This window comes from Nocardioides sp. CPCC 206348, from assembly GCF_048654705.1.
Lineage (GTDB): Bacteria > Actinomycetota > Actinomycetes > Propionibacteriales > Nocardioidaceae > Nocardioides.
The window spans coordinates 789-11,868 of record NZ_JBMCZA010000059.1 but is presented as its reverse complement, the minus strand read 5'-3'; the positions used below and the strand labels follow the sequence as shown (position 1 = coordinate 11,868).

Below are 11,080 nucleotides of genomic sequence, written 5' to 3'. Positions count from 1 at the left end.
CCGGCCGCGCCCGCTCCGGCCGCCGCTGCGCCGGCTGCCCCGGCACCCGCCGCGGACGACCCGATGGCTGTCCTCAAGCGCGCCAAGGACATGCTCGACGCCGGGCTGATCACCCAGGCCGACTACGACGCGGCAAAGGCGAAGGCACTCGGGCTCTGACATGTCCGAAGAGTCCGGAGATCCACAGCAGCCCACCTTCGACGGCCCACCGCTGTCGCTGGAGGAGGAGCTCGCCGCTGCCAAGGCCGAGCCCGAGGCGGGACCGAGCATCGAGACCGTCAACGAGTCTCTCAAGGACGGTCTCAACCGGTGTCCGAAGTGCGGCTCGACCGACGTACGCCTGCGTGGTTCGACCGGCAACCTGGTCTGCCTCTTCTGTCGCAACGAGTGGCACGAGGCACGGGTCGAGGAGGAGTTCGGCCTCGGCGAGGGCATCGACACGCTCGAGGGCACGGTCATCGCCAGCGGTGCGGAGGAGATCCTGGCCGACGCCGCTGACCAGATCACCTTCAAGTGTGAGTCCTGCGGCGCCGAGGTGATCGTCGACACCGCCCACTCGCTCAACGCACGCTGCCACTGGTGCCGGCACACCCTCAACGTCAACCAGCAGATCCCCAACGGAGCGGTGCCGGACGCGGTCCTTCCCTTCAAGCTGACCAAGGAGGAGGCGGTCGAGCAGATCCGCGGCTTCGCCTCCAAGCGGCGGCTCTTCGCCCACCGCCAGTTCAAGAAGGAGTTCGTCCCGGAGAACGTCCTCGGTGTGTATCTCCCGTACCTCGTCATCGACGCCCGTGCGGAGTCCCAGTACTGGGGCAAGGGCGAGGTGCAGACCCGGCGCTGGACGGAGAAGCACGGCGACAACACGGTCACCTACTACGCCGCCGACGTCTATGCGGTGTCGCGGCAGGTGAGCTTCACCGTCGACGACCTCACCGTCGAGGGCGCCTCCGAACGGGCCGACTTCAGCGGGGCCAAGACTAACAACATCATCAACACGATCCTGCCGTTCGACACGAAGAACGCCGTCAAGTGGAACGCGAACTACCTCGTCGGCTTCACCAGCGAGAAGCGCGACCGCAACGTGGAAGGGCTGCAGCCGGTCCTCGAGGACCAGCTGCTCTCGATCGGTCGGTCCCAGGTGAGCGGTTCGCTGGGGAGGTTCGACCGCGGCGTGCGCTGGGAGCAGGAGAAGATCGACATCGGCGGTTCGCGCTGGGTCTCGATGTACCTCCCGGTCTGGCTCTACTCCTACCAGCAGGAGAGCAACGGGATCCTGCACTACATCGCGGTCAACGCCCGGACCGGCGAGACCATGGGCAGCATTCCGGTGTCCCAGCCGAAGTTGCTGCTGGCCGCCTTCACGGTCGGGACCTTCCTCGAAGGCATCGCCGGCGCATTCCTGGTGGCGACGGCATGAGCCACCCCACTCGATTCTTCGTTCCCCCGCTTCGCTCCTCCACGAACAATCGATCGGGGACCCCGGCATGAGCATCGACATCATCCTGGGCCTGGTGGCGCACGCCTCCAGCGACGACGGCGCCCTCTGGTTGCTCGCTGCCGGCCCGGCGGGCGGTGCGGCGACCTACTGGGCGTTCTTCCGCTACTACCGCAACACCGACAAGTCCCACGAGTTCGAGCGCGACACGATCATCGCGGCCCAGCCGGTGCAGGGTGGCGAGCAGGTCGTCGACACAATCGAGCGCACACGCGACTCGAACATCGACGGTGACAACAGCAGAAAGCACCGCGGGCGGGTGCAAAGGGTCCGTTGAGCCGCCGACACGGTAACCTCGGCACGGCTCCCTGCAGGTGGGGACGCATGACGTGGCGATCGAGAAGGAAGGACCCAGGTGGCCGGCTACAAGCGAGTCCTCCTCAAGCTCTCCGGTGAGGTTTTCGGCGGTGGCAAGGTCGGGGTCGATCCCGATGTCGTCCAGGCGATCGCGCACGAGATCAAGGCCGTCGTCGACGCGGGCGTGCAGATCGCCATCGTCACCGGCGGTGGCAACTTCTTCCGCGGCGCCGAGCTCCAGCAGCGCGGCATGGACCGCGTCCGCGCCGACTACATGGGCATGCTCGGCATCGTCATGAACTGCCTGGCGCTCCAGGACTTCCTGGAGAAGGCCGGCGTCGAGACCCGCGTGCAGACCGCCATCACGATGGGCCAGGTCGCCGAGCCGTACATTCCGCGTCGCGCGATCCGCCACATGGAGAAGGGCCGCGTCGTGATCTTCGGCGCCGGCATGGGCATGCCCTACTTCTCCACCGACACCGTGGCGGTCCAGCGCGCGCTCGAGAGCAAGTGCGACGTCGTGCTCGTGGCCAAGAACGGTGTCGACGGGGTCTACTCCGCCGACCCGAAGGTCGACCCGACGGCGACGAAGTACGACGAGCTCACCTATGACGTGGCCATCGCAGAGGGCCTGCGGATCATGGACCAGACCGCTTTCGCCCTCTGCGGCGAGAACAAGCTCCCGATGATCGTCTTCGGCATGGAGCCGGAAGGCAACATCCTGCGCGTCGTGCAGGGTGAGAAGATCGGCACCCGGGTCAGCGCAGGATGACGCGCGAACTGATGCGCGAAACGATGAAGGAGAACCGGTGATCAACGACACCCTCAACGAAGCCGACCAGAAGATGGGCAAGTCGGTCGACGCGACCCGTGAGGAGTTCGCAGCGATCCGTGCCGGTCGTGCGCACCCGAGCATGTTCTCGAAGATCATGGTCGACTACTACGGCTCGCAGACCCCGATCCAGCAGTTGGCGTCGTTCACCGCGCCGGAGGCCCGCATCATCATCGTGGCGCCGTTCGACGTGGGCGCGATCGGCAACGTGGAGCGCGCGATCCGCGACTCCGACCTGGGTGTGAACCCGTCCAGCGACGGCAAGCAGCTGCGCTGCGTCTTCCCCGAGCTCACCGAGGAGCGCCGCAAGGAGTTCATCAAGCTCGCCAAGGAGAAGGCCGAGGGCGGCAAGATCGCCGTTCGCCAGGTGCGCCAGAAGGCCAAGCAGAACCTCGAGAAGCTCGAGAAGGACGGCGAGGTCGGCAAGGACGACGTCAACGGGGCCGAGAAGAAGCTGGACGGCCTCACGAAGAAGCACACCGAGGCGATCGACGAGCTGTTCAAGGCCAAGGAAGCCGAGCTCCTCGAGGTCTGAGACCTCGACCTCGCACCGACATGACCTCGACAACGCCGTCGACTGAGCCTGCCCCGAAGAAGGATCACGGCCGGGCCGGCCGTGACCTCAAGGCGGCGGTGGCTTCCGCCGTCGTCCTCCTGAGCGCCATCGCGGCCTCGCTGGCCTTCTGGAAGCCCGCCTTCATGGTGATCGTGGCGATCGCCGTGGTCGTCGCCGTGTGGGAGCTGCGCAAGGGCCTGCTCGCCAAGGACATCGACCTGCCCGAGCAGCCGCTGATGATCGGCGGCGTGACGATGGTCGTCGTGGCGTACCTCTGGGGCTCGGCCGCCCTGGTCACCGCGACGGCAGTGAGCGCGCTGGCGATCATGCTGTGGCTCCTGCGTCGCGGCATCGACGGCTACGTCAAGAACGCCACCGCCTCGGTCTTCGCGCTGATCTACATCCCCTTCCTCGGCGCCTTCGTGGCGCTGATGCTGGCTGAGGGCGGCCGCACCGGTGGCGGGTTCGACGACGCGGGCGTCAAGGGGATCATCACCTTCATCGGCGTGACGATCGCCTCCGACATCGGTGGCTACATCGCTGGTGTGCTCTTCGGCAAGCACCCGATGGCGCCGGTCATCTCGCCCAAGAAGTCGTGGGAGGGCTTCGTCGGCTCGCTCCTCGGCACCGTGGGTGCCGGCTGGGCGCTGGTCGTCTACCTGCTCGAGGGCGACTGGTGGGTCGGGGTCTGCCTCGGGCTGATCGCGGTCGTCATGGCCACGCTCGGCGACCTGTGCGAGTCGGTCATCAAGCGCGACCTCGGCATCAAGGACATGAGCCAGGTGATCCCGGGCCACGGCGGCCTGATGGATCGCCTCGACTCACTGCTGGCCACGATCGCCCCGATCTGGCTGCTCCTGCACTACGGCGTCTTCACGCGCTAGCCGCGCGCGGCCCGGACGACCTCGCCGAGGGCCGTCATCGCGGCCGTGAGCTGGTCGTCGGTGAGGTACGGCGCCGGGCCGAACCGCAGGTGGTGCCCCCGGCTGTCGGTCCGCACGCCGCGCTCGGCCAGGGCGGCCTGCAGCGTCGCCGCCTCCGGCGCGAACAGCGTGAGGAACCCACCGAAGCCGTCGGCCGGGGTCTCCCGGTCACGGGTGACGACGCCGTCGGGCAGGTCGAGGTCATCGAAGGCCCGGGCGAGCAACCCCCTCTGGTGCAGGGAGACCTCGCGCAGCCGCGGGGGAGTGAGCCCGTGCTCGGCGAAGAAGTCGAGGACCCGGCTCGCCCGGTAGTGACTGCTGGGGTCGTACGTCGACCCGGCGAACCTCGCTGCGCCACGGGCGTAGCTGACGGTCCCGGCCGCGGCGTGCTCGAGGTCGCCGAACTCGGCGTACCAGCCGGTGATCACGGGCCGAAGCCCTGCGGTGTGGTCCGGGAGGCGGAGGAAGCAGTTGCCCTCGCCGAGCTGGAGGTACTTGTAGCCGCCGCCCACGACCCAGGCGCTGGCGAGTCCGGCGTCGTCGAGGGACAGGGGGACCACGCCGAGCTGGTGGTAGGCGTCGACGAGCAGCTCGGCGCCGTGGCGCGTACAGGCGTCGGCCACGACGGCGAGGCCCGGGACGACCTGCGAGGTCTCGAAGAGCACCGAGGAGGCCACGACGGCCGCCGTACGCCCGTCCACGGCAGCGGCGAGCCGCTCGGACAGGGTGGCGACGGGCTGGGCCGGGACCTTGACCACCTCGACGCCCGCCTCGGCCAGCCGGTCGAGCTGGCGGCGAGCGGAGTGGAACTCCCCGCCGGTCGTGACCAGGCGCGGGCGTCCGCGCAGGTCGAGCGCTGACAGGAAGCGCACGACGAGGTCGTGGGTGCTCGCCCCCAGCGCGACCTCGGCTTCCGGGTCGCCCAGCAGCAACCGGACTCCGTCACGGAGCCGGTCGGCCCGGGCGAACGCCCGCTCCCACTTCTGGTCCACCGCCAGGGCCGCGTCGTCGTACGCCTCGAGGAGGCCCTCGCGGGCGACGTCGGGCCACGCCTGATGGGAATGGCCGGTCAGCAGCAACCGCTCGTCGACGCGGAACCGGGTGTAGTGCTGTGCGAGTGTCACGCGGCCACTGTCACAGAGGGATGGGCGCCGCTGCCAGTTCGGCGCGCTCTCGCCCGGCCGTCAGTCCTTCGAGACGATCTTGGCGATATCGGCGGGCGTGGCGTCGACATCGCTCGAGTCGACGGTTGCATCGATCTTCGTCACCGGCTTCTTCGCAGGTTTCCGGGCCGGCTTCGGCTTCTCGACCGGCGCCGGGTCGAGGCCGAGTTCGTCGATGACGTTCACGGGCTCGGTCGGCGTCACCGTGACATCGGGGACCTCGATCTCGTCGGTGATCCACTCGCTCTTCGGCATCTCGGTGCCGGATCCCGCCGTGACGAGCGAGGTCACCACCCCCGCTGCCTTGCCGGTCGTCGCCCTGGCCAGACCCACGGCCGAGCCGGCCACCGCGACGGGAGCCTTCAGCGATGTGACGGCAACGTCCTTGATCATGCCCAGCGGGTTCTTGAGAGCCACGTCTGTTCCTCCACTTGTCGGTCGGATCGAACTGGTGCCTGTCGGCACCGGTTCTGGTGGTACCCGATCCGGCGGTGGTAACCCGCACCCGGGGAGGCTTACATCTCGCTCCGGATCGCCCACAGGTCGGGGAAGAGCTGGTGGGTGACGGTGCTCCAGAGGTAGGTCGCGCCCGACGAGCCGCCGGTGCCCATCTTGGCGCCGATCGTCCGCTCGACCATCTTCACGTGGCGGTAGCGCCACTCCTGGAGTCCTTCGTCGAGGTCGACGAGGCGCTCGGCGACCTGGGCCGCGCCACCGTCGTCGGCGTAGAGGGCCAGGAGCAGCGCCTGGACCTCGGGGGACGGTTCCCACGGGGTGGACAGGTCGCGTTCGAGCGCGACCGACGGGACGTCGTACCCCTGCGTGACGAGGTAGCGCAGGAACGAGTCGAACACCGACGGGCGGGACATCGCGGTGGCGATCCGCTCGCGTCCGGCGCTGCCCTCGGGGTAGTGCTCGAACACGCGGCGGTCCCGGCGGCCCAGGGTCGCCTCGAGCTCGCGGAACTGCTCGGACTGGAAGCCACTCGAGGCGTCGAGGCGGCCGCGGAAGCTGGTGAACTGGCGCGGGGTCATGGTCTCGAGGACGTCCACCTGTGCGACGGCCACCTTGAGGATCGCCAGCACCCGCCCGAGCGTGTGGAGCGCCCGCGGGGTGTCCCCGTCCTCGAGGCGGCCCTGGAGTCCGGTGAGCTCGTGGAGCATCTGCTTGAACCACAGCTCGTAGACCTGGTGGATCACGATGAAGAGGAGCTCGTCGTGCTCGTCCGAGCGCGGTCGCTGGGCCGCGAGGACTTCGTCGAGGGCGAGATAGTGGCTGTACGTCAGCGACGGGTGCGGTTCGTTCACGGGACCACTGTCACAGAGCGGTCAACCCCTGATCACTCCGCGGTGTCGACGACCGGCACGCCGACGTGCCGAGACCGGTTCGGGGAGTTGGGCGCCATGTGGCCTGCACCGATACGATCGCCCAGACATGGACGAGGCAGACCAGGCACGCGACGCGGGCATCGAGGCGGAGGACCGCTCGCGGCGACCCGACTGGTTCCACCGCGGGCACCCGATCTTCTTCCCGCTGGCCGGCTTCTTCACCGGCATGGCCTCGATCATCGTCGTCCCCGGCCTCTACGCCGCGGTCCTGCGCTGGCTCGTGGGCTACCACCGGGCCGAGGAGCTCTTCCCGTTCGTCCTGCTCCTCCTCGTGGTCCCCATCGGGCTGCTGGTGCCCCACCACACACGCCGCTTTGCGCGCTACATGCTGCTCGGCACACTGGCGACGCTCATCGTCGCGGTCGGGGTGGCCGGCGCCGTGCTGTGGTTCCTGCTCAAGCGCGACGCCTGAGCCTCGCGGGCCGCTGACCTGGCGTTTCGGCATCCGTCGGCGCAGGTGGGACAATCGATCCACCATGACCGACCAGCCAGGCTCCGGGCCACGCCCCCTTCCCCTCGTCTTCGACGAGCCGCGCGGGCGCAAGAAGCCGCCGCAGCACCTGGCTGACCTCGATCCCGCCGGGCGCAAGGCGCTGCTGGTCGAGATGGGCCTGCCGGGCTTCCGGGCCAAGCAGGTCGCCACGCACTACTTCTCGCGGCTCGCCGACGACCCCGAGCAGATGACCGACCTCCCGGCCGCCCAGCGCGCCGAGCTGGTCACGGCGCTGCTGCCCGACCTGATGACGCCGCTGCGCACCCTCGAGACCGACAAGGGCACCACCCGCAAGACACTCTGGAAGCTGTTCGACGGTTCCCTCGTGGAGTCCGTCCTGATGCGCTACCCCGGTCGCGTGACCATGTGCGTCTCGAGCCAGGCCGGTTGCGGCATGGCCTGCCCGTTCTGCGCCACCGGACAGGGTGGCCTCCAGCGCAACATGTCCACCGCCGAGATCGTCGAGCAGGTCCTCGCCGGTGCGCGATCGCTGGAGCGTGACGAGGTGCCGGGCGGCAAGGGTCGCGTCAACAACGTGGTGTTCATGGGCATGGGCGAGCCGATGGCCAACTACAAGGCCGTCATCGGCGCCGTACGACGCCTCACCGAGCCTGCGCCCGACGGCTACGGCATGTCAGCCCGTGGCATCACCGTCTCCACCGTCGGTCTCGTGCCGCGGATGAAGCAGCTCGCCGACGAGGGCATCCCGGTCACCCTCGCCCTCAGTCTCCACGCGCCGGACGACGAGCTGCGCAACACGCTGGTCCCGATCAACACCCGGTTCTCGGTGGCGGAGACCGTCGACGCCGCCTACGAGTACTTCGTGAAGACCAAGCGTCGCGTCTCGATCGAGTACGCCATGATGCGCGAGATCAACGACCAGGCGTGGCGTGCGGACCTGCTCGCCGACGTCCTCAACGAGCGCGGCCACGGCTGGGTCCACGTCAACCTGATCCCGCTCAACCCCACGCCGGGGTCGAAGTGGACCGCGTCCGACCCGAAGGACGAGCGCGAGTTCGTCCGCCGGCTCGAGGCCAAGGGTGTGCCGACGACCGTCCGCGACACCCGTGGCTCCGAGATCGACGGCGCCTGCGGCCAGCTCGCCGCGGTGGAGTAGGTCTGGAGGCGGTTGCTGCGCAACCTCCTCGACCAGCGTGACTCGACCAGCGTTATGCGAGCGGGTTGCCCACCAGCAGCTCGACGTTGCGGTCGTCCGCCGTACCGAGGCCACCGCTGTGGTCGTGCCAGTCGTTCGCCGCGAGCTCGCGGGCCAGGCCAGCCAGCTCCGCCGGGGAGCTCAGGTCGGCGTTGGCCGCGGGGCCCGTGTGATCGACCATCGTGGTGAAGATCGACAGGCTGCCGTCGGTGTTGTCGGCGATCTCGATGATCCGGGCCTGCTGCGGCCAGTCGATGTGCGAGGCCGTGGTGATCTCCCACAGGCCACCGCCCCCGGTGCGCGGGCGCGGGGTGATCTTGTTGGTGTGGGTGTGGCCGTTGATCCACGCGATGACCTGCGGGTGCGAGAGCAGCTCGGTGAGCACCGCGCCGCCGGTGACCCGCGTCTCGAGGCTGCCGCCGGTGGCGATGAGCGGGTTGCCCATGGTGTCGGACGTGTGGTGGCTGAAGACCAGGACGATCTTGTCGGCCGAGGCGGCCAGCAGGTTCGAGAGCCAGGTGAACTGGGTCTTGTCCAGGGAGCCGTCGGCGTACCCGTTGGGGTTGACGGTGTCCATGACGATGAAGCGGAAGCTGCCCTGGTCGAAGGAGTAGTACGCCGTGCCCTGCTGGCGGTTGGCCGTGGTGAAGCCGTGGCCGAACGGGGCACCCCCCATCGAGAAGTGCTGTTCGACGACCTGCTTGCGCGTCAGCAGGCGACGGTTGAGGTCGGGCGTGACGACGCGGATGCCCGCGTTGGTGACGCCGGAGAGCAGGTTCGTGATGACTGCTGCCGGGTCGCTCATCAGGTTGTCGAGGACCTCGGCCGGGTTGATCCCGGTCGGGGGTGACACGACCTTGAGGGCGCCGAGGGCGAGCAGGTTGAGCTGGAGGGTGCTGGTGGGGAAGTTGCCCTGGACCAGGCCGTCGTGGTTGCCGAACACGGAGTACCACGGGATGTCGAGGCCCTCGGCGTTGAACGGCGCGCGGGCGGCGTTGAGCAGGCCTGGGACGACCGGGAAGCCGTACTCCTTGCGCGGGCGGTCCACGGGCTTGCCCGCGGGTGCGCCGTCGGGGTGCCAGTAGGCGGTGTCGTAGGTCAGCGCGTTGCCGTCGGCGACGCCTTCGTAGCGGGTCAGGTTGCCGGAGTCGAAGCGGACCGGGCCACCGTTGAGGACGCCGATGTTCCAGCGGACCTCGTTGAGCTGGGAGTTGTCCGAGTTGTCGCCGGTCTGGATGGCCAGCGCGAGGGGCCGGCCCGTGACGGGGCCGTTCTCGACCTGGTTGATGGCGCGCACCATCGAGTCCGCGACCTGGCCGGTCAGCATCTCGTGGGGGCGGTACGACGACGTCAGCAGTCCCGTGGCGACGGGGGAGCCGGGGTCCTCGAGCCGGTCGACCCACTCCAGGCGCAGCGGGGACTGGGCGTCGACGATGTGGACGTCGCTGAGCTGGACGAACGCGAGCAGGCCCTGGCGCGCAGCCGCCCGACCGGGACCGGCCGCGACGCCGAGGGCGGTGCGCGTGCCGTGGGGCTCGCCGGCAACGGCGAGGACCTTGCGGTACCCGAGCGCGTTGGGCGTGCCTGTCGTGAAGGTCTGCTGCAAGGTCGCAGCCGCGTTCTCGACGGGGGCAGACGCGGCGGTCGCCGCCGAGGCAGCGCCTCCCCGCACCACTCCGGGGAGCGCGGTAGCGGCTGCGGCGAGCCCGCCGGCGGCGATGGTCTGACGGATCAACTGGCGACGAGAGATCTCCACGGGACTCAAACGACGCAAAGGTGATCCGGGTCACGTCGTATTCCAGTCGTTCACGATGCGGTCGCCCGACACACGCGCAACGGTGGGCGAGCGTTGCGGAACGCTGCTTAGCGTCCCTGCCATGAACAAGCTGCGCGTGATGGTGGTGGCCGAGTCGTTCCTTCCGCAGATCAACGGTGTCACGAACTCCGTGCGCCGGGTCCTCGAGCACCTCTCCGCCCAGGGGCACGAGGCCGAGCTGGTCGCGCCGACCGGTCCGGACACCTACGCCGGTTTCCGGCTGCGCCGCGCCCGCGGTGCGAACCTGCCGTTCTACCCCGACTTCCGCGTCGGCCTCGAGACGCGTCGCCGGCTGCGCGCGATGATGCTCCAGTACGGCCCGGACGTCGTGCACATCGCCTCGCCCGCCACGCTCGGCTACCAGGCCGCACGTGCCGCGGAGGAGCTCGGCATCCCGACCGTCGCGATCTACCAGACCGACCTCGTCGGCTTCGCCGAGCGGTACGACGTCCCGGGCGGTGTCCGCGCTGCGGCCGGCCTGACGCGCCGGATCCACCACCACGTCGACCGCACCCTCGCGCCGTCGACCGCCAGCATCGACCAGTTGCAGGAGCTCGGTGTCCCGGCCGTGCACCGGTGGGGCCGCGGCGTCGACCTGGCCGCCTTCCACCCGCGGCACCGCGACGGTGCGCTGCACCGCCTGCTCGCTCCCGAGGGCCAACTCCTCGTCGGCTACGTCGGGCGCCTGGCAGCCGAGAAGGAGCTCGACCTCCTCACACACCTGGCCGACGACCCCCGCTACCGGCTGGTGCTCGTCGGCGGCGGCCCCGAGGAGCAGCGGCTCCGCGGTGTCCTGGGCAACCGGGCGACCTTCCTCGGCCTGCTGCACGGCGATGACCTGAGCCGGGCCTACGCCTCGCTCGACCTGTTCGTCCACACCGGCCGCTACGAGACCTACTGCCAGTCCGCGCAGGAGGCGATCGCGTCGGGCGTCCCGGTCGTGGCCCCGGCCCAGGGTGGA

Annotated in this window: 13 protein-coding genes; 9 read left to right on the top strand and 4 right to left on the bottom strand. The window is 69.4% G+C overall.

All coding sequences use genetic code 11. The annotated features are described in order from the left end of the window. Nucleotides 1-63: 63 nt before the first annotated feature. From ACOADB_RS02040 to ACOADB_RS02015, 6 genes are all read left to right on the top strand, one after another. Nucleotides 64-159, top strand: coding sequence for an SHOCT domain-containing protein (locus ACOADB_RS02040; protein ID WP_378596256.1), 96 nt, complete (start codon nucleotides 64-66; stop codon nucleotides 157-159). 1 nt (nucleotide 160) lies between these two features. Next, nucleotides 161-1,417, top strand: a complete 1,257-nt coding sequence (locus ACOADB_RS02035; protein ID WP_378596242.1) for a hypothetical protein — start codon at nucleotides 161-163, stop codon at nucleotides 1,415-1,417. A 67-nt stretch (nucleotides 1,418-1,484) separates the two neighbouring features. Next, nucleotides 1,485-1,772: a hypothetical protein gene (locus tag ACOADB_RS02030; RefSeq protein ID WP_378596241.1), complete on the top strand. Its 288-nt coding sequence runs from the start codon at nucleotides 1,485-1,487 to the stop codon at nucleotides 1,770-1,772. 78 nt (nucleotides 1,773-1,850) lie between these two features. Further along, complete coding sequence (gene pyrH / locus ACOADB_RS02025; protein WP_182377088.1) at nucleotides 1,851-2,564, top strand: UMP kinase; 714 nt, start codon at nucleotides 1,851-1,853, stop codon at nucleotides 2,562-2,564. A 40-nt stretch (nucleotides 2,565-2,604) separates the two neighbouring features. Continuing rightward, nucleotides 2,605-3,159 carry a ribosome recycling factor gene (frr, locus tag ACOADB_RS02020; RefSeq protein ID WP_378596255.1) on the top strand — a complete coding sequence of 185 codons (555 nt, stop codon included), beginning with the start codon at nucleotides 2,605-2,607 and terminating at the stop codon, nucleotides 3,157-3,159. A gap of 20 nt (nucleotides 3,160-3,179) precedes the next feature. Then, nucleotides 3,180-4,064: a phosphatidate cytidylyltransferase gene (locus ACOADB_RS02015; RefSeq protein ID WP_378596240.1), complete on the top strand. Its 885-nt coding sequence runs from the start codon at nucleotides 3,180-3,182 to the stop codon at nucleotides 4,062-4,064. Here the strand turns inward: ACOADB_RS02015 and ACOADB_RS02010 are convergent. The 3 genes from ACOADB_RS02010 to ACOADB_RS02000 form a co-directional block, all read right to left on the bottom strand. Continuing rightward, nucleotides 4,061-5,227: a hypothetical protein gene (locus ACOADB_RS02010; RefSeq protein WP_378596239.1), complete on the bottom strand. Its 1,167-nt coding sequence runs from the start codon at nucleotides 5,225-5,227 to the stop codon at nucleotides 4,061-4,063. The genes ACOADB_RS02015 and ACOADB_RS02010 overlap by 4 nt on opposite strands. Nucleotides 5,228-5,287: 60 nt before the next feature. Further along, complete coding sequence (locus ACOADB_RS02005; RefSeq protein ID WP_378596238.1) at nucleotides 5,288-5,683, bottom strand: hypothetical protein; 396 nt, start codon at nucleotides 5,681-5,683, stop codon at nucleotides 5,288-5,290. A 98-nt stretch (nucleotides 5,684-5,781) separates the two neighbouring features. Continuing rightward, on the bottom strand, nucleotides 5,782-6,573 hold the full coding sequence (locus ACOADB_RS02000) for a tryptophan 2,3-dioxygenase (protein ID WP_378596237.1): 792 nt from the start codon (nucleotides 6,571-6,573) through the stop codon (nucleotides 5,782-5,784). Nucleotides 6,574-6,700: 127 nt separating this feature from the next. On the opposite strand from ACOADB_RS02000, the gene ACOADB_RS01995 reads away from it, so the two are divergent. Both ACOADB_RS01995 and rlmN read left to right on the top strand, forming a co-directional pair. Continuing rightward, the gene (locus tag ACOADB_RS01995; protein WP_378596236.1) at nucleotides 6,701-7,066 is read left to right on the top strand and encodes a hypothetical protein; all 366 of its coding nucleotides are present in this window, start codon (nucleotides 6,701-6,703) and stop codon (nucleotides 7,064-7,066) included. 64 nt (nucleotides 7,067-7,130) lie between these two features. Then, nucleotides 7,131-8,264 carry a 23S rRNA (adenine(2503)-C(2))-methyltransferase RlmN gene (rlmN, locus tag ACOADB_RS01990; RefSeq protein ID WP_378596235.1) on the top strand — a complete coding sequence of 378 codons (1,134 nt, stop codon included), beginning with the start codon at nucleotides 7,131-7,133 and terminating at the stop codon, nucleotides 8,262-8,264. A 52-nt stretch (nucleotides 8,265-8,316) separates the two neighbouring features. Here rlmN and ACOADB_RS01985 read toward each other — a convergent pair whose 3' ends face one another. After that, nucleotides 8,317-10,059, bottom strand: a complete 1,743-nt coding sequence (locus ACOADB_RS01985; RefSeq protein WP_378596234.1) for a TIGR03767 family metallophosphoesterase — start codon at nucleotides 10,057-10,059, stop codon at nucleotides 8,317-8,319. Between the two features lie 121 nt (nucleotides 10,060-10,180). Here ACOADB_RS01985 and ACOADB_RS01980 point away from each other — a divergent pair. Beyond that, a partial coding sequence (locus tag ACOADB_RS01980; protein ID WP_378596233.1) for a glycosyltransferase family 4 protein occupies nucleotides 10,181-11,080 on the top strand: 900 nt, incomplete at its 3' end.